17 protein-coding genes are annotated in these 19272 nt (G+C 39.7%); 13 read left to right on the top strand and 4 right to left on the bottom strand.

The window, feature by feature from the left end; genetic code table 11:
- Nucleotides 1-299: 299 nt before the first annotated feature.
- From B5D59_RS07490 to B5D59_RS07455, 8 genes are all read left to right on the top strand, one after another.
- Complete coding sequence (locus B5D59_RS07490; RefSeq protein ID WP_078817493.1) at nucleotides 300-1364, top strand: sugar ABC transporter substrate-binding protein; 1065 nt, start codon at nucleotides 300-302, stop codon at nucleotides 1362-1364.
- A 63-nt stretch (nucleotides 1365-1427) separates the two neighbouring features.
- Nucleotides 1428-2915 (top strand): sugar ABC transporter ATP-binding protein, encoded by a 1488-nt coding sequence (locus tag B5D59_RS07485; protein WP_217698589.1) that lies wholly within the window; start codon nucleotides 1428-1430, stop codon nucleotides 2913-2915.
- Between the two features lie 4 nt (nucleotides 2916-2919).
- Complete coding sequence (locus B5D59_RS07480; protein ID WP_245799475.1) at nucleotides 2920-3924, top strand: ABC transporter permease; 1005 nt, start codon at nucleotides 2920-2922, stop codon at nucleotides 3922-3924.
- Nucleotides 3925-3940: 16 nt separating this feature from the next.
- The gene (gene mtnK / locus B5D59_RS07475) at nucleotides 3941-5149 is read left to right on the top strand and encodes an S-methyl-5-thioribose kinase (RefSeq protein ID WP_078817491.1); all 1209 of its coding nucleotides are present in this window, start codon (nucleotides 3941-3943) and stop codon (nucleotides 5147-5149) included.
- A 9-nt stretch (nucleotides 5150-5158) separates the two neighbouring features.
- Nucleotides 5159-6202: an S-methyl-5-thioribose-1-phosphate isomerase gene (gene mtnA, locus B5D59_RS07470; RefSeq protein ID WP_078817490.1), complete on the top strand. Its 1044-nt coding sequence runs from the start codon at nucleotides 5159-5161 to the stop codon at nucleotides 6200-6202.
- Between the two features lie 34 nt (nucleotides 6203-6236).
- A complete protein-coding gene (locus tag B5D59_RS07465) occupies nucleotides 6237-7028 on the top strand; it encodes a DeoR/GlpR family DNA-binding transcription regulator (RefSeq protein WP_078817489.1) in 792 nt (263 codons plus the stop codon).
- Between the two features lie 28 nt (nucleotides 7029-7056).
- Nucleotides 7057-7701, top strand: a complete 645-nt coding sequence (locus tag B5D59_RS07460) for an L-fuculose-phosphate aldolase (protein ID WP_078817488.1) — start codon at nucleotides 7057-7059, stop codon at nucleotides 7699-7701.
- A gap of 566 nt (nucleotides 7702-8267) precedes the next feature.
- The gene (locus tag B5D59_RS07455) at nucleotides 8268-8756 is read left to right on the top strand and encodes a metallophosphoesterase family protein (protein ID WP_078817487.1); all 489 of its coding nucleotides are present in this window, start codon (nucleotides 8268-8270) and stop codon (nucleotides 8754-8756) included.
- A gap of 167 nt (nucleotides 8757-8923) precedes the next feature.
- On the opposite strand, the gene B5D59_RS07450 is transcribed toward B5D59_RS07455, so the two are convergent.
- Genes B5D59_RS07450 through B5D59_RS07440 form a run of 3 tightly spaced genes read right to left on the bottom strand, consistent with a single transcriptional unit; the run spans nucleotide 8924 to nucleotide 10681 of the window.
- The gene (locus B5D59_RS07450) at nucleotides 8924-9376 is read right to left on the bottom strand and encodes an acyl-CoA thioesterase (RefSeq protein WP_078817486.1); all 453 of its coding nucleotides are present in this window, start codon (nucleotides 9374-9376) and stop codon (nucleotides 8924-8926) included.
- A complete protein-coding gene (locus tag B5D59_RS07445) occupies nucleotides 9346-10290 on the bottom strand; it encodes an alpha/beta hydrolase (protein ID WP_078817485.1) in 945 nt (314 codons plus the stop codon). The genes B5D59_RS07450 and B5D59_RS07445 overlap by 31 nt, the downstream gene beginning before the upstream one ends.
- 25 nt (nucleotides 10291-10315) lie before the next feature.
- Nucleotides 10316-10681 carry a muconolactone Delta-isomerase family protein gene (locus B5D59_RS07440; protein ID WP_217698588.1) on the bottom strand — a complete coding sequence of 122 codons (366 nt, stop codon included), beginning with the start codon at nucleotides 10679-10681 and terminating at the stop codon, nucleotides 10316-10318.
- Between the two features lie 222 nt (nucleotides 10682-10903).
- Between B5D59_RS07440 and B5D59_RS07435 the strand changes: the two genes are divergently transcribed.
- The 5 genes from B5D59_RS07435 (at nucleotide 10904) to B5D59_RS07415 (ending at nucleotide 17819) form a co-directional block, all read left to right on the top strand.
- A complete protein-coding gene (locus B5D59_RS07435; protein WP_078817484.1) occupies nucleotides 10904-11899 on the top strand; it encodes an NAD(P)H-dependent flavin oxidoreductase in 996 nt (331 codons plus the stop codon).
- Nucleotides 11896-13326, top strand: coding sequence for a carotenoid oxygenase family protein (locus B5D59_RS07430; protein WP_078817483.1), 1431 nt, complete (start codon nucleotides 11896-11898; stop codon nucleotides 13324-13326). The genes B5D59_RS07435 and B5D59_RS07430 overlap by 4 nt, the downstream gene beginning before the upstream one ends.
- 47 nt (nucleotides 13327-13373) lie before the next feature.
- On the top strand, nucleotides 13374-15107 hold the full coding sequence (locus B5D59_RS07425) for a class I adenylate-forming enzyme family protein (RefSeq protein WP_078817482.1): 1734 nt from the start codon (nucleotides 13374-13376) through the stop codon (nucleotides 15105-15107).
- 25 nt (nucleotides 15108-15132) lie between these two features.
- Nucleotides 15133-16332 carry an acetyl-CoA C-acyltransferase gene (locus B5D59_RS07420; protein WP_217698587.1) on the top strand — a complete coding sequence of 400 codons (1200 nt, stop codon included), beginning with the start codon at nucleotides 15133-15135 and terminating at the stop codon, nucleotides 16330-16332.
- A gap of 77 nt (nucleotides 16333-16409) precedes the next feature.
- Nucleotides 16410-17819 carry a sigma-54 interaction domain-containing protein gene (locus B5D59_RS07415; RefSeq protein ID WP_078817480.1) on the top strand — a complete coding sequence of 470 codons (1410 nt, stop codon included), beginning with the start codon at nucleotides 16410-16412 and terminating at the stop codon, nucleotides 17817-17819.
- 327 nt (nucleotides 17820-18146) lie between these two features.
- Here the strand turns inward: B5D59_RS07415 and B5D59_RS07410 are convergent, their stop codons facing one another.
- Nucleotides 18147-19046 (bottom strand): RpnC/YadD family protein, encoded by a 900-nt coding sequence (locus B5D59_RS07410; RefSeq protein WP_139365974.1) that lies wholly within the window; start codon nucleotides 19044-19046, stop codon nucleotides 18147-18149.
- Nucleotides 19047-19272 lie beyond the last annotated feature (226 nt).

Genomic DNA, 19272 nt, shown 5'->3' with positions numbered 1-19272 from the left:
AGGTCATCAGATTTAAAATGTCATTAGATGTTAATAAAATAACATAAAATAACACATAAAATCATTCGTTAAACTGTTTTAATGTGAAGTTAGTTGAGATGACTTGAAAGAAATCATAAATAGCAAAATTTAAGAATATAATATGAATAAAATATTATTGTTTTAGCACTGTGACGGCTAAAATAGTAAATTATAAACTCAATTACTTGAAAGGTTTAAAAATATGTTGACGAGTGTTAAAAGGTGTTATATAGTGTTAATAATAATTTGAAAGCGATTTCATAGGGGGAGGAAAGAGGATGAAGAAATTTTTTTTATTTACTGTTATAGCTTTAATGTTGGCGCTGGTTGGGTGTGGTAATTCAGAGCCTACAAGTGAACCAAAGGAAAAGATTGAGGGTGTGCCTGAGGAAATTCAAAATGATGTGAAGATAGCTGTTATACGAAATCTTCCATCTGATGATCATACAAAACAATTTTTAGATGGCGCACGCTCAGAAGGTGAGAGTTTTGGATTTAAAGTAGATACTTTTATCTCTGACGGTGATGATGCAAAATTCCAAGATTTAGTGAAACAAGCTATTCAAAAAAAGTATGATGGTTTGATAATTTCGCATGGGAAAGAGGCATATTCAAAGGACTTAATTCAAATGGCATTAGATGCAGATATTAAGGTAGTTACATTTGATACTGTGGCAGATAACGATGGGATTACATCAACTGTTCAGGACGATCATGAACTTGCTCGTTTGAGTCTAGATGAAATTGCAAAGCTTTCCGAAGATGGTAAGCCTGTAAGAGTAATCAAACTATGGTTGGGTGGAATTCCTCCACTGGATTCCCGTGAAGAAGTCTATCAGCAATATGAAAAAGACGGCAAACTAGAAACGTTAGAAACAATCGGACCTGCAAATATGCAAAATGTTCAAGGAGATGTTTCGGCAAGCGTAAGTTCCATCCTTGGAAAGTACAAAGAGGGATCCGTAGATGCTATTTGGGGATCATGGGATGAGTTGGCAAAAGGCGGGTTTAACGCATTAAAGGATAATAAGCGTTCTGATATAGATTTGATTTCAATTGATATTTCCAATCAAGATATTAATTTAATGCTAGAAGACGGAAGCACATGGTTATCTACTGCTGCAGTGGACCCACAACTAATCGGAATTATGAACATGAGATTACTATCCAAAAAGATTGCTGGCGAGGAAACACCTTCGGATTACAAATTGGAACCTAGATTAATTAAACAGGAAGATTTAACAGACTCTACTAATATGACAAACCTTGGCGATGTTATTGAGGGTTGGGGTACATCGGATGATTTCAATGAAGAGTGGATGAAAAAGTTACGTGATAGGTAAATGAAAGGGCGCTCATGCGCTCTTTATTTAAATTAGAAAGTCGGTGATTAAATGAAGTTGGAAATGGAAAAAATTTTCATTGGGTTTCCAGGTGTAAAGGCATTAAAAGGCGTGGACTTTGCGATGAAATCTGGATCGATTCACGCATTAATTGGTGCGAATGGTGCGGGGAAATCGACTTTAATGAAAGTGTTATCGGGTGCCTATGACCATTACGAGGGTGAAATTTTACTAGACGGGAAAGCGGTTGAAATCCGAAATCCGAAGCAGGCTAAGATGCTGGGTATTGATATCGTTTTCCAAGAAGTTGATACAGCGCTTATACCGTATTTGACTGTGGGCGAAAATATCATGCTTGATTCACTAGCAAATGATATGGGTGGCAAACACTTTGTTAATTGGAAACAAACACATAAAAGAGCAAAAGAGGTATTGGAAGAACTGCATATCAATCTACCGACAAGACGGCTTGTTTCTAGATTAACACTGGCAGAAAAGCAGATGGTATTGATTGCGCGATCACTTGTACAAAAACCTAAGTTTTTAATTTTAGATGAACCAACTGCTCCATTAAGTACGGCTGAAACGAAAGAACTGTTCAGAGTTATTCGTAATTTATGTAGTATGCATGGGGTAGGAATTATTTTTATTTCACATCGCTTACCTGAATTGTTTGAGATTTGTGAAGATATAACAGTTATGAAAGATGGAGAATTTGTATCTTGTCGACCTATTAAAAGCACGTCTATCAAAGAAGTAGTTGACGATATGCTAGGCGGCAATATGGTAGATGATTATGTAAAGAAAAAGTCGGTGATAGGAGAAGAAGTATTATCAATCCGTAACTTGACGGATAAAGAAGGTACTCTTGACAACGCAAGTTTTTCCGTTAAGTCAGGCGAAATTGTTGGAATTGCAGGATTGGTTGGTGCAGGAAAAACGGAGTTATGCAAAACGATATTTGGCGATAATACAATTGATAGTGGAGAAATAATGGTAAACGGTAAATTAGTTAAGCCAAGTTCACCCTATCATGCCGTTAAAGAGGGATTTGCTTTAGTGCCGGAGGAGAGACGAAAAGAGGGGGTCTTGGTAGAAGAACCGGTTTTTAGTAATTTATCTGCACCTAGTCTGCATAATTTCACGTCATTAGGATTCCTGAATACAAAGAAAGAGAAGGTTGCTGCAGTGAAGATGATAAAAGACTTGGGGATTAAAACGCCTTCTGAGAATCAAAAAGTGGCTTTATTATCTGGTGGAAATCAACAAAAGGTAGCTGTAGGTAAATGGCTACAATCAAATGCGCACGTCTATATGTTCGATGAACCTACAAAGGGCGTTGATGTTGGCGCGAAATCAGAGATATTTCAATTAATAGAAGGCTTAGCTGAAAGAGGAAAAGCGATTTTGTATGCCTCCAGTGAAATAGTAGAGATATTGGCGATAACGGACAGGGTCTATATTATGTATGACAACCGAATTGTTAAAGAGGTAGTAACAAGCGAAACAAATGAGGAAGAAATTATGTATTATTCAACTGGGGGAGAATAAACTTATGAAAAATACAATGGTCAAACAAAAACAAAATAAGTCTTCCTTAAATTTATTAGAAGCATTAAATAAGTGGGGAACCATAGTTGCGATCGTCGCGATTATTATATTCTTTACTTTTATGTTGCCGGACCTATTTTTGACAAGCTCAAATGTCGTGAATATATTTCGAAGTATTTCCATTGTAACTATTATTGCAATTGGACTAACAGTTTCACTGTCTGTTAATGGATTTGATTTATCGATTGGTTCTTCAGCAACGTTATCAAGTTCTTTAATTATCTCATTCTTTATTTGGTTCAATATGCCTCTAGGTATTGCTTTACCGTTAGCGATCTTAATTACTTTATCCGTAGCGGCAGTAAATGCATTTTTAATTGTTAAAGTGAAGATTCCTGACCTTTTTGCTACATTATCTACAATGTTTATTTTTGAAGGAGTGGCTATGACTTATACGGGAGGGGGATCCATTAGTCAAGGAATGCCACGATTAGATGGATCGCCAACAGTAGGAACATTGCCAAAGATGTTTACGTACTTAGGTCAAACGCCTTGGATCATTATCATTATGGTTTTGGTTGTTGCACTTGTACATATATTTTTGAATCATACAAAGCATGGTCGTTATATGTACATGATAGGTGGTAATCCTGAGGCAGCGCGTTTATCGGGGATCCCGGTTAAACGTTACCGTACTTTAGCCTATATTATATCTACTACTTTTGCGGCACTTGGCGGGATTATACTTGCTTCGTATATAGGATCAGCACAAATAAATGCGGGATCAGGTTACTTGATGCCTGCAGTTGCGGCCGCGTTTATCGGGTCCTCATTTGCTGGAAAAGGTAAGCCAAATGCAATCGGTACATTTTTCGGAGCAGTCCTTGTAGGGGTTTTAGAAAATGGATTAGTCATGATGTCTGTGCCGTATTACTCGCTAAACATAGTAAAAGGATTAGTACTAGCCCTTGCACTGGCATCTACCTATTATAATCAGAAAAAGTTTTAAGACGGGAGAGAGCAAGATGTCGAAATTTGATGAATACTTTTTAATGCAAGAGTCGGACGTTGCCGAATATGTGAAAGAAAAAATTACTTTTTTTGATAAAAAAGCTCTTTTGGAAGTGAAGGAGATTGGTGATGGGAATCTAAACTATGTGTATCGTATAAAGGAGACCGAAACCAATAAATCAATCATCATCAAACAGGCTGGTACTGTAGCAAGGATTTCTGAAGATATTCATTTATCGACAAATAGAATTAAGATTGAATTTGAAGTATTAAGTATGTATCGGAAATATGCACCGGAATTTGGACCTGACCTATATGGGTATGATGCAGTTATGAATTGTTTTGCGATGGAGGATTTATCTGAGTTCCGTATTTTACGCGATGGATTAATTCATTATCAAATCTATCCACATCTGGCAGATCATATGTCTACATTTATTGTAGATACGTTATTGCCTACTACAGATGTATTTATGGAGCATAAAGAAAAGAAAGAGCAAGTAAAGACCTTTATAAATCCTGAGCTATGTGAAATCTCAGAGGAACTGGTTTATACAGAGCCTTTTACGGACCATAATAAACGCAATGAATTATTCGGCCCGATACAAGCCTGGTTAAGCCAACAAATCTATGAGGATCAATTATTGCGTACAGAGGCAGCAAAATTGAAATTTGCATTTATGAATAACGCTCAAGCTTTGATACACGGCGACCTGCATACAGGCTCAATTTTTGTAACACCAGATCAAACAAAGGTAATAGATCCTGAATTTGCATTTTATGGACCAATTGGGTATGACGTCGGCAATCTGATAGCCAACTTAGTATTTGCTCACGTCAGAGCAGTAGTTGCGGGGGAAGAAGCGTATGTTGAATGGAGCAAGCGAACAATAGCTAGTTTCATTGATCAGTTCCAGAAGAAATTTATTGTAAAATGGAATGACGGTGCAATAGATAGATTGGCCAAAGAAGATGGGTTTAAAAACCATTATCTCCATACAGTAATGGAGGATACGGCCGGCATTTGTGGGTTGGAAATTATTCGTCGTATTGTTGGGTTGGCAAAAGTGAAGGATATTGTGGGTATAGAGGAACCCGAAGCGAGAGAAAAGGCAGAAAAGATTTGTGTACTCTTTGCAAAGGATTGCATTATGAAAAGAGCGTCTTTACAAACGGGCGATCAATATATAGGGCTATTACAAGAAAAAATGGAAGAAATATGAGGTGACAATATGTCAAAACAAGTTACTACTATTGAATGGAAAGAAGATAAATTATTTTTATTGGATCAAACAGTTCTACCAAATGTGGTTGCATATCGAAGTTTTGATACAATTCAAGGTGTATGGGATGCAATACAAGATATGATTGTTCGAGGAGCACCTGCTATCGGAGTTACAGCTGCTTATGGAATGTATTTAGGGGCGAAGTCAATTGAAACATCGGAAATGTCAGAGTTTCAAAAAGGATACAAGAAAATAGGGGAGTATCTTGCTACTTCTCGTCCAACAGCGGTAAATTTGTCGTGGGCAATTGATCGAATGATAGACTTTTCTCAAAAAAACGATCAATTAACCGTTGATAAATTGAAAGAGCAATTACTTGAAGAAGCAAAGTTAATTCATAAAGAAGATGAAGAAATCAACTATAAAATTGGTGAAAATATGTTAAGTTTATTATCAGATGGGTGTGGCTTGCTGACCCATTGTAATGCGGGTGCATTAGCTACCACGAAATATGGTACTGCTACAGCCGCGATGTATTTAGCACAAGAAAAGAATTGGGATTTCAAAGTGTATTCGGACGAGACTAGACCACGTTTGCAAGGCTCAAATTTAACGGCATTTGAATTGCACCAAGCAGGTATTGATGTTACCGTAATTACCGATAGTATGGCCGCGGTGATAATGAGTAAAGGCGAAATAGATGCTATAATAGTAGGTGCGGATCGTGTCGCTGCGAACGGAGATGTGGCAAATAAGATCGGTACATTTAATTTATCAATACTGGCAAAAAACTTTAATATTCCAATGTATATAGCGGTACCAACACCTACAATTGATATGCAAACAAAAACAGGTGCTGAAATTCCGATTGAAGAACGAGATTCACATGAAGTAATTAAAGGGTTTGGTGAGTTTACGGCACCTAAAGATGTTAAAGTGTTTAACCCGGCATTTGATGTTACACCTCATGAAAATATAACAGCTATAGTTACGGAAAAAGGCATAGTCCGTGCTCCCTTTGAAGAGAATTTAAAGAAACTATTTGAATAAAATACAAGTATCAATAGATGGAAAGTGAGTAATTATGGTTATCTTACCTGAAGAACGTAGAGAAAAAATAATTGACATACTAAAAACCAAAGATTACGCTGAAATCCAGTATTTGAGCGAGACATTTAAAGTATCAGAAATGACGATCCGACGTGATATTGACAAGCTAGAGAAAGAGAACCGAGTTACCCGTGTATACGGTGGTGTGCGTTTAAAGGTATTAAGTGATCGTGAATGGGAGAGCCCTATTGAAATCCGGAAAAGTACAAATTCACTGGCTAAAAAACTGATTTCGAAAGAGGCTATGAAATATATTAATGACGGTGACGTGATTGCATTTGACGCTAGCACTACAGCATTAGAATTGAGTCGGTTTATTAAGTTCGAACGTAAAGTAACAGTTGTTACGAACAATTTAAATATAGCTATTGAGTTAGCAGAGGATCCTGAAATACCCGTCATATTATTAGGTGGTTTTGTCCGCCGTACTTCACTTTCCGTTATTGGTTCAGGGATGTCTAAGTACCTAGATTCAATCAACATCGATAAAGCTTTTATATCATGTAAGTCTTTTAACTATTCAGATGGGGTAACGGACTTTCTGATGGATGAAGGAGAAGCGAAACAAGCAATAATAAAACGATCGACTGACATTTTTCTGTTGGCAGATCAATCAAAAATAAACACAATTGCTTTCTTTAAGATTTGTGATGCTGAACAAATTGATTATTTAATTACAGACCGTTCACAAGAGCATACACATGAACAATCAGAGTGCTTGAAACAGTATAAAGAATCCGGTGTTCATGTAATTGTTGCAAAGTAATCGCACGAACAATTAAAGGAGGAAATAGATGTTATTAGAACAAGAAAGAATGAAAATAGTTGAGTTCTGTAATAAATTAATTACACAGGGGTTAACAAAGGGCACAGGAGGGAATATTAGTGTCTTTAATCGCGATAAAAATTTGATGGCTATAAGTCCGAGTGGTATTGAGTATCAGAAATTAACACCAGAAGATATTGTGGTATTGGACTTAAAACACAATATAATAGATGGAAAAAATAAGCCCTCCAGTGAGCTGAGCATGCATTCTATTTTTTATAGGGAACGCAAAGACATAAATGCAGTAGTGCATACACATTCTACCTTTGCCAAAACTTTAGCTTCCTTACGATGGGAATTACCTGCGGTGTCATATTTAGTAGCTTATGCCGGTAGAAATGTTAGGTGCGCCGAATATGCAAGTTTTGGCACGGATGAATTAGCTGAAAATGCATTTGCTGCAATGCAGGATCGAAAAGCAGTATTCTTGGCGAACCACGGTATGCTGGCAGGGGCAATAGATTTGGAAAATGCTTTTAATATAGCAGAAGAAATTGAGTTTTGTGCTGAGATCTACTATCGTGCCAAGCAATTAGGGGAGCCGATATTGTTATCTGATGAAGAAATGGATCAAATGTTAGAAAGGTTCAAGTCGTATGGTCAAAAAGCGTAACTACTAACTAAAAACATGATATAATTATACGCTTTTAACGTATGTTGGATAAACAGTCGTCTGTGATGGTTTTGAATCATATAGACGGACTGTTTATTTATTTGACCAAGACGAATGTACATGCCTTCAATTTATATGTTGTCACTTTCTTCAATAAAAGGGCTGCCATATTCATAACGAATTCTTTCTTACTTGCTTGCTGGATCTGATAATATGAATTGGCACTGTATTGGATTGGTACAATTTAAGATCAGTTTCATGTGCAGACCTTTCATAAGTTGTAAGTCCTTTTAATTTGGCTAGAAAATCGCAAGTAATAACGCCGAACAACAAATATAATCCGTAAATAATAAAGCCGCCAAATATCTATTGATAGTCTGACATAAAGAGCATTTGCGTAATGGAAGAATTGGAAATGACATTGATAGATTCATAAAGTAAAGTGTGGTTAAAATAGTAATACTTGAGAGTTCCAAAATGTAAATGACTTTGTGTCCAATAGCATTAAGGCATTGCTCGGATAATCTTCGGGAAGTTCACTACTTAATGTTCAGGAGGCTGAAAAAATGAAAGTGGTGATTTTATCGGATACCCATATGCCGAAAAAAGGCAGCGTGCTTCCTGAGAGATTCCTAAATGAGTTGGATCAGGCGGACCATATTATCCATGCCGGTGATTGGTCGACGCTGGAGGTTTATGACATCCTATCGGCGTATGCCCCCGTTACTGGAGTGCAGGGGAATGTGGAGGATGAACACATCAGGGAGAAGATGCCTGAAAGAGAGGTCATTACGCTAGAAGGTTTTAGAATTGGTATCGTTCACGGTCATGGAAGCGGAAAAACAACGGACAGGCGTGCGTTTGATGCTTTTGTGGATGAGCCTGTCGACGTCATAATCTTTGGCCATTCCCACATTCCTTTGCTCCGTTATTTTAAGAAGTGTCTGCTGATTAATCCGGGATCTTTGATGGATAAACGAACGAATCCTTATTATTCATTCGCGGTGATGAATCTTGGGGAAGGGATCGAAGTGCGGCATGTGTTTTTCTCATGAATACCCCTCGGCTAGATAATTTTGATTGTGAATACTTCTTCAATGATAGGCAAATTTTCTTATGAATGTGGTTTTGTATGCTTATTCCTAAAAAAGAACCACCATGCCTCCCTTGCAAAGAGGCATGGTGGATTCTGTTAAAGTTGTTCTAGCGATAAGAGATCATACTAAATTTGCGGTGTTTTTTCGTTATCACGGATTCGTTGTTTCACCCATTCAGGAATGACTATCGATTTTTTTGTTTTACTATCTACGATTATGAGATTGGTCCAATTCGATGCGATAACTTCCCCCGTTGATTTTCGTTGAATGACGCTTTCTATTGTAAATGATTTTGTGCCGAAGCGGGATGTGCGTACTTTAATCACTAGTTCCTCACGCGCATACGCTTGACTGTGGAATCGGCAATAAATATCCCCAACGACGAACATTAAGTTTTCTTCGTAGAACCCTAAATGCTCGAGATAATCCGCACGACCCTGTTCGAAATACAAACTATAGCTTGTATTATTGACATGTGCATATAAGTCTGTTTCACACACACGGACTTTTGTATACGTTTCATAACCAAAGGTTTCCAACCATTCTTCTAAATTTGGCTTGATATAGTCTGCACCCATTTGTTTGCCTCCTTAGTTAAATGCTTGGTAAACCAAAGTGTAGCCTCCCGCTGTGCTCGTTCGAATGTTTCCCCGTCATATAAATCAAAGTGCCCCTTTGGTAGTTTCACCAACTGTTTCGGTTCAGAAATTTTTTCATTAAACACATCGATAGCCGGTTGTGGTGGTGTTACCCCATCTTCCATGGCTACTATCATTAATAGCGGTGTAGGCGAAATCAGGTCGGCGTTGGATGCGGGGAAGTACTCCATGTACTTTTCCATTGATTCAAGTGTCAGACGGTTTTTCCAATTGGATGTACATTTTTTTGCTTTATTCGTAAACCAATCGTACGCTTCGGGATGGGTTTGTGCACAGTTTTGCCCATCTTGACTGACGACTTTAATATATTCAATAGGTGCACCTTCATATCGTGCTTGCCGATAATGCATCAATTTTTGGGTATAGGAAGCTAAATTGTCCTTACCCATCTTTTTCTCCATGCCAATACGACCGCGAATCGTCGGAACTTGTGAGACGATTGCTTTTACACGGCGATCAATAGCACCCACTTGTAGTACATGACCACCGCTATAGGAGCTTCCCCAAATACCAATCCGTTCAGAATCGACAAAGCTTTGAGACGCCATCCATGAAATAGCGTTACGATAATCTTCAATTTGCATCATCGGATCCATGTGCTGGCGATTTTCTCCTTCACTTTCACCGAAATTCCGATAATCAAAGACGAGGACCGCGAATCCTGATTCTGCAAACCTCTTTGCATACGCGGGTAAAAAAACCTCTTTAACTAAACTAAATCCATGAGCCATAACTACGGCTGGAAAGGTGATGTTTTCATCTTCCGACGGTCGATATAAAAGCCCGCTGCAAGTAATTCCTTCACTTTTAAACATGATTTTTTCTACTATCATTCCAGTCAACTCTTTTCCTAGATCATTATTTTTTCCAACGTTTTGTTACATCTTCTCCAAAATTTAAATAAGGACGAACGGGTGTCATTTCTTCTACTGTTATATAATCAGCCAATGGCAGCTGAGCTGTGAATACTCGATCTAACTCATCGTGTGAATCTGCATCGTAAATTAAAATGACTTCTTTGCTGCCTGCCACTTTATAGGCACTGACAATTTTGCCGGCCTGGAGTGCTTTACTCCCGACGGCAATTTCTTTCTCCCACAGAGCCCATAACTCCTCCGTTGATAATTCTTTTTGCTGCACGGAGACACGAATATAAAATAACATTTCCAATTCCACCTTTCTATATTCAATTCCTTCCTCCCCTACTACATATGCAAGTTTCATACCATATTCAATATCCTTGCTTGGCGCGGGAAATATGGGAATGGCTTAATTTTCTGATTACTATCCTACTCACTTTTATGTCTTTTGATTACTTTTGGAATCGAATATCCTTGCTAACAGTGATTCTGATACATCGTTTTAATTGGCATGATACTTGCAATATAGACTGGCACACTAGTGAAAGTGTAATTTCGAAAGAGTCTTTATTTGGAGGGGATATGAATGGGGAAAAAAGAAGATGTGTTGAAAGCACTATCAGACCAAATGGTATTGCCAGTCATCGCGGCACCAATGTTTCTAGTATCTAATCCCGAGCTAGTCACGGCATGTTGCAGGAATGGGGTCATTGGTTCTTTTCCTGCACCGAACGCCAGAACGATTGAACAATTAGAAGAGTGGATGATTCAAATTACCACTTCATTAGAAGAGCATGCAAAGTCAGGTCAAAAAACGGCTCCTTGGGCACTTAATATGGTTACCCATCGTACGTATAGTCGCCTGAAGGAAGAAGTGGAATTGATTTTACGCTATCAGCCGAAAATCGTGATTACGGCGTTAGGCAGTCCAACTACAGTCATTGAAGCTGTGCATAGTTATGGCGGGCTTGTATTTGCTGACGTGAATTCGGTAAAATTTGCCAAAAAGTCTGCTCGGACAGGGGTTGATGGGCTGATCCTCGTGAGTTCGGGCGCTGGAGGACATACAGGGAATATGAACAGCTTTGCATTCGTGGAAGCGGTTCGGCAATTCTTTGATGGCCTAATTATATTGGCGGGCGGGATTTCTACAGGAAACGGAATTCTTGCTGCCCAATCACTTGGTGCAGATTTAGCTTATATGGGAACCTCATTCATTTCCACATCAGAAAGTATGGCGCAAGTGGAATATAAAGAAATGGTCGTAGATGCGGAATTCGATGATATCGTCATGACGGATGCATTTACAGGCGTTCATGCAAATATGCTTCGTCCCAGTATTGAAAAAGCGGGACTCGATCCGAAAAAGTTAAAGCCGAAAACGACGATTAATTTCAGTGATCCTCAAGCCGGTACAAAAGCATGGAAAAATATTTGGTCAGCAGGACACGGCGTAGAATCGGTAACAAACATTCAACCGGCTGCAGACATTATTTCGGGGCTTGTAGAACAATATGAAAAAGCGCAAATGCGTTTAAGTCAAATAAACTATTGGAACATGCACAAGGAGGAAATCAAATGACTAAAATGCAAACTGAAATAAATCCCTATTTACAAGATCCTTTATATTCACCTACAGAAGAAGAGCTTTTCGTCGAAGAACTGCCGGTCATTGAAGGAGAAATTCCTTCTGATTTCAGCGGTGTGTATGTTCGCAACGGTCCGAATCCAAAGTATGAACCAACAGGCCGTCATCATTGGTTTGACGGAGACGGTATGCTGCACGCAGTCTATTTTAAAGATGGGAAAGTCAGTTACAGAAACCGATATGTTCATACAAAAGGCTATGAGTATGAAGACAAAACAAAGCAATCTGAATGGGTTGGTCTCAGAGATAATATAGCGGGAAATCCCAAATTTGAACCATTGAAAAACACATCCAATACAGATGTTGTCTACCACAATAATAATCTCTTAAGTCTTTGGTATAAGTCGGGGGAACCTTATCGAATAGATGCAAAAACGCTGAAAACGATAGGTGTGGAAAACTTTAATGACCAATTAAAAGTACATGTTTCCGCACATTCCAAAGTAGATGAGAATACAGGAGAATTCATTTTCTTCGATTATGGAAATTCATATCCTTATATGATGTACGGAGTGGTTTCGGCAGACGGAAAGGATGTGCATAGCGTACCAATCGATTTACCTGGTCCGCGTAACCCGCACGATATGTGGATAACTGAGAAGTATTCAATTCTAATGGATTTGCCACTCTTTGCGAATACGGAAGCATTGAAAAAGGGGCGCTATAAAGTGGAATTTCATCAGAATATCCCAAGCCGTTTCGGTGTGATTCCACGTCATGGGAATTCCAATGAAATTCGCTGGTTTGAGGCAGATCCTTGCTATATCTACCATTCTATCAACGCATGGGAAGATGGCGATGAAATTGTACTTGTCGGCTGTCGTGTTGATCAGCCTGAGCCGCCCAAACGCTCTACTGAGAGTGACATTGAAAGAATGATGCAGTTCTTACAATTGAATGCAAAGCTCCATTACTGGCGCTTAAATCTCAAGACAGGTGCTGTAAAAGAAGGCGAATTGGATGATTTGAATACGGAATTCCCTGCCATCAATCTGCACTATATGGGGCGCAAAGGTCGTTATTCTTACAACGTGCATATCGATTCTTCCCATACATTAAAATTTACGGGATTAGTGAAGTACGACACATGGACCGGCCAATCCCAAAAGTATCTGTTTGATGAGCATTTTTTTGGTTCCGAAGCTGCGTTTGCGCCTAAGAAACAGGCCCAGTCGGAGGATGAAGGCTATGTGGTTTGTTATACACATAATGAGGTTACGAATAAATCCGAGCTGGTAATTTTAGATGCTCAGCAGTTTGATTTGGGTCCGGTTGCCAGAATTGCACTGCCGCACCGTGTGCCGATGGGTTTCCATGCGACTTGGATTTCAGGGGAGAATTTCTTCGGTTCCGAAGCGTAAACCGTACAATGAATGCATCAAGCTTTTAAAAATGAGGGGGCGGGAATATGATATTGGCAGATCAAAAAAAGATTGATGAGTATACAGCAAAAGGATTTTGGGGAACGGAAACATTATATGAATTATTTTTGAGGAACGTCAAAAACAAACCGGAATCCCTAGCCGCAGCCGATCCATTAAATAGGGAAGCCATCTGCTCAGGAGTTCCGCAGCAGTACACGTATGAAGAATTGTTGGAACGAGTTGAAACCCTATCGATTTACTTGCTGAAGAACGGTATTCGAAAAGACGACATTATTGGAATTCAGCTGCCAAACACGGTTGAAATGCTCCTGACATATTTAGCAATCCTTCGAATCGGTGCCATCGCGACACCCTTTCCTGTTCAGTATAGGAAACATGAATACAGAACACTTTTAAATTTTACAGAAGCAAAAGCCATAATTACTATGACGAATATTTTAAAGCATCATGCCGCCCAGGACTTTGTAGAGGTAAAACCAGAAGTTTCTTCATTGGAACATATTTTTGCTTGGGGAGACAATGTGCCGGAAGGTGTAATCTCTTTAAATAATCTCAACATGTCTGAAAAAGATCGTCAAAAAGCAGAAGAAATCTGTACTGCTACAAAAAACACAGCGAATGATGTGTTTACAATTTGCTGGACATCCGGGACTGAAGGAACACCTAAAGGCGTCCCGCGTACACATAATGAGTGGATCATCTCTTCGTATGCGTCTGTCGATGCGGCAGCATTTACAGAAGAAGAGGTTTTACTGAATACATTCCCGATGGTTAACATGGCAGGGATTGCGGGTATGTTCGTCCCTTGGTTACTTACAAACTGCACTTTGATCATGCACCATCCTTTCGATCTTCCGACATTTTTGCGCCAAATTGCTTCAGCCCGTGCTACCTATACATTGGCCCCGCCGGCTTTGCTGAATGCAATGCTGAATAATGAAGAAATCCTAAAAAATGCAGACTTTTCATCGCTGCGGGCAATCGGATCCGGTTCTACTCCGCTATCTCCCTGGATGGTAAAAGGGTGGCAAGATAAATTTGATATCTCCATCATTAATTATTTCGGTTCAAATGAAGGGGCGACATTTATAAGTGATCCGCGTGATATTCCCGATCCGGAACAGCGTGCCAATTACTTTCCGCGTCTAGGAGTAAAAGGGCTGGAATGGACGACCAGAATTGCTCATTACTTCGAAAGCAAGCTGGTAGATGTGAAAACTGGATCCGTCATAACGGAAAGTGGTATACCTGGTGAAATGCGTATTAAAGGGGCCAGCGTATTTCCAGGCTATTGGGGACAAGAAGATGCCCAAAATGAATTTTTTGATGAAGAAGGTTACTTCCGCACAGGTGATCTATTTGAAATCATTGAAAAAGAAGGAGAGCAGAAATTTTATCGCTTTGTCGGCAGAACAAAGGAAATCATCATCCGTGGCGGTGTCAATATCAGCCCTGCAGAAGTAGAATATTTACTTCAAACACATCCCAAGGTGGCGGAAGTTTCGATTGTCGGTCTTCCTGATAAACGTATGGGTGAAAAAGCCTGCGCTTGTATCGTTTTAAAAGATCCTGGTAGTTTGCTGACAATAGAAGAAATAATACAGTACTTCAAAGATCATGATTATGCGATATATAAAATACCTGAATACGTGTACTTTCTCGACGAGCTGCCTCGTAATCCTGTCGGCAAAATACTGAAGTATCATTTGAAACAGCAGGTCCTAAATTCACCAGAAGACGTAAAATTAGAGGTATGACCGGTAAAAGGAGTGAGAAGGTATCATGGATGCATACATTTATGAAGCAATCCGCACACCCAGAGGAGCAGGTAAAGTATCCGGTTCTTTAGCATCTGTCCAGCCAATACAGCTTATTTCCGCTTTGTTACATGCACTGGAGGAACGACATTCATTCAATAAAGCGTTGATTGAGGATTTTGTTCTCGGATGTGTGACACAGGTAAAAGATCAAGGAGGGAATTTGGCCAAAATCGCTGCAATCTATGCAGGGCTCCCGGAAACAGTGAGTGGTGTAACAATTAACCGCTTTTGTGCATCAGGTTTAGATGCTGTCGGTTTAGCAGCCGCAAAAGTACAGGTGGGATTTGAAAATGTTGTGTTGGCAGGAGGTGTGGAGTCCGTTTCCCGGGTACCCATGTTTTCCGATAAAGGTGCATGGTATGCAGATCGGGAGGTCAGTAAAAAAACTGGATTCGTACAAATGGGTGTTTCCGCTGACGTTATCGCGGCGTTAGAAGGGTTTTCAAGAAGGGAATTGGACGAATATGCAGTGGAATCCCAAAAACGTGCAGCATATGCCAGAGACAACGGTTATTTAGCCTCGTCGATCATTCCGATTTATGATGAGAATCGTAATCTTTTACTCGACAAAGATGAATTAATTCGAGAAAACAGCACAGTAGAAAGTTTGGCTGCACTCACGCCTTCCTTCATTAAATATGGGGTAGGTGAAGCGGAGGATAAAATTTACGAGGCATTTCCTACTCTCGGGAAAATTGAGCATCTGCATCATCCGGGAAATTCTCCTTCGTTAGCGGATGGGGCGTCGTTAGTAGTCATCGGTAATAAACAATCTGCAAAGGCATTGAACGTGAAGCCGCGTGCAAAAATTCTTGGCATCGCAAATACTTCGGCTAGTCCGTATTTGCTGACAGGCGGTCAAGCAGCCTGCAAAAAAGTGCTTGATCAGACCAATTTGAATTTTAATGATATCGATTTAATTGAGTATAATGAGGCGTTTGCAGCGACGGTCTTAAAATTTATCCAAGATGAAAAAATCGATCCTTCAAAGGTAAATGTCAATGGCGGCGCTATCTCAATGGGCCATGCACTTGGGGGTACGGGTGGCATGTTGATTGCTACGATTTTAGACGAATTGGAAAGAACCGAAAAAAAACGTGGACTGGTTGCCATTAGCGGCGGCGGTGGTGTGGGGACGGCGCTTATCCTCGAACGTATATAAAATATAGAAAAGCAGAATATCTCTTCGGAGAATTCTGCTTTTCTGTTTTAATTATTAGACTTTTGAGATAATATAGAATGAAAGCTTTGATTCGAAAGCAACTCAATCGAATTAAATGGGGTGAAATGGTGGCAGACATTTATAAACAAGCATTTCAAAATAGCTTTGATGGTATATGTGTGTTTAATCCACAAGGCGAGGGCCTTGAAATTAATAAAGCTGCACAGCGCATCACTGGTTTTTCAGCAGAGGAGTTTATTGGAGAAACAGCCAAGCAAGCACTCCAAAAAGGATATATCTCAAAATCTATCACAGAGATCATAATTAAAACAAAAAAAACTGTCACCGAAGTGATTAGCGTACGTGGTGTCGAAATTTTAGCAACAGGAAATCCTGTAATGGATGAAAACGGTCATCTGAAATATATCATCTTAAATGTACGTGATATTTCTGAGTTGAACAATTTGAAACTAGATGTATTGCTTTCGATTGCGTTGCGCCGCAAAAATGAACAACTTACGAGTCCGCTACTCTCCAATTCTGCTGCTTTGATTCATACGGAAAATGTCATTGCCGCTAGCCCTAAAATGAAAAAAGTTATTCAATTGGCAGCCAGAGTGGCAAAAGTGGATTCTTCGATCCTGATTTTAGGGGATTCAGGTGTAGGCAAAGAAGTTGTGGTCAAATTCATTCATGAAAACAGCTCCAGAGCAAGCCATCCATTCATTAAAATCAATTGTTCGGCGATTCCCCGCGACTTACTGGAATCTGAGTTGTTTGGATACGAAAAAGGAGCTTTTACAGGTGCCAATCAGCAGGGGAAAGCCGGCCTTTTTGAAGTGGCAAACGGTGGCACATTGTTTTTGGATGAAATCGGTGATATGCCGATGGATTTACAAGTTAAGCTATTACGGGTTCTGCAAGAATTTGAAATTCGGCGTATAGGTGGAACAAAAGATATTAAAATTGATGTTCGCATTGTATCTGCCACAAATAAAAATCTTGAAGAACTCATTGAAAAAGAAGCATTTCGGGAAGATTTATACTATCGCCTAAATATTATCCCGATTCATATTGCGCCTTTGCGTGAACGCCCGGAAGATATACAGCAGCTAGCTCATTTATTTCTAAACCGCACAAATCGAAAATACGGGCTTGAACGACATTTTCAGCCGGGTTTGGTGGAATTGCTTCATCAATATGATTGGCCAGGAAATATTCGAGAAATGGAGAATATGATTGAGCGGCTTGTCGTCACGGCGGAACATGACGAAATCAGCTGGAGTAGCTTGCCTTTTATTGCCGATCATCCCAATCTAAGTGAACATTATTCTTTGAAAGCGACTTTAGAGGAAATTGAGAAAAAGATTATTTTGGAAAAACTACAGACATACCGAACTACGCGAAAATTGGCTCAGGTGCTGGGCATTAGCCAATCCGCAGTTGTGAAGAAAATAAAAAAGTATGGGATTTCATATGAAGATTGAATTTTTGGCGGGTCAACGTCTTAGTAATAATCTTGAATTTAATAGCCAATAGGAACTGATTGACTTATCGGACGGAGCATCGTTTCTAATGAATTTCCACGTGGACGCGGATGGTGTCCATTGCATCCTTAGTATGTTGTATTAGGCCAGGATACAATTGAAACAATCAGATTGACAACTGTTTGAAATAGATTTGCTTTGCTATAATAAAACCATTCTTTTATCTGCAATTGGCTTCAATTAAATAGTTAATTGGCGCGCGAAGCAATTAGTGAACGATTCCAAATTGAGTCAAAGTCGTTTCGCGCGCCATCGATACGCTGCACCCTACTGAAGCAGTTCATTACGGATTGCCAAAACCTCATCCTCAGAAAGCCCCGCCAAATCCGCAATTTCTTCAAGGGACAAATCCTTTTTCAACATATTTTGGACAAGACGCAAACGCTCTTCGATTCTGCCTTCCGTCTTACCTTCCACTCGTTCCATTTCAAAAGCATTTGCGATTGTGGGCGACGCGTTCTCCTTATTATAAAGTTCCATCAGCTTTTTCTCCTCTCCTAAGATGGGATACATAACTTCCGAAAGTTTTTGTTCCAGGTCCTTTGGCAATTTCAACAGGTAGTCAATGAAGTGAAACACGGCTTGAACTGCTGTACGCGGGTATTTCTCATTTCGAACGATTTCGCGCATAAGTTTCATTTTGAATTGGTAGCGCTGCAGCTCTTTGTCATTCGTTGAATGCAGGTACTTTGCGGCCAATACGACCTTACTGAACAGCTTGTCGGACTGCTGCAGTTCCTCAACGGGATAGTCGAGGAGTTTACGATTAGTATACGCATAATGCAGCGTCGTGCCAAAATATTGGTATCGGAAATCGACTGGGGCTTTGCTTTCGTGTGGAGATGTCATAATGGCGAGTGCAATGATCTTTTCGCGATAACGGTCATAGATCCGGTAGAAGTACTGAAACATGCGGGCAGAAAAGTCCGCATGATCGGTGCCTTGGACTTCCACATGGATGAGAATCCATTGTTCCCTACCTTCTTTCAATTGCACTTTCACAATCTGATCGGCTACCCCGCGACCTTTTTTCTTATCATTGACTAATTGAAAAAGCTCTTGCTGAAGAAAGTCAGGTGCTTTTGAAAAATCGATATGCGCATGCAGATTCGGTTCGAAAAACAGCAGGAAGTCTTCAAATAGATCACCGATCACTTTCTTCCACAAACCATCTTGATCAACAGCATACGTTGCAGAATGTTCCCTAATGTGTGTAATGCCGATATCTGCTCACCCCTCCAATATAAACCAACTATTCAGTTAATTGTAACACAACAAGAACATACGTTCAATAAAAAGACAAAACAAACCTGTGTGACAGGCCATCACAAAGACTCGCCTATGCCCGTTACCTTAAAAATACATTCGTTCTGCACGCAACGATTAAATTTGC

This window comes from Sporosarcina newyorkensis, from assembly GCF_900167515.1.
GTDB lineage: Bacteria > Bacillota > Bacilli > Bacillales_A > Planococcaceae > Sporosarcina > Sporosarcina newyorkensis.
The sequence above is the reverse complement of the archived record's forward strand: the minus strand, read 5'-3'. Positions and strand labels throughout refer to the sequence as shown.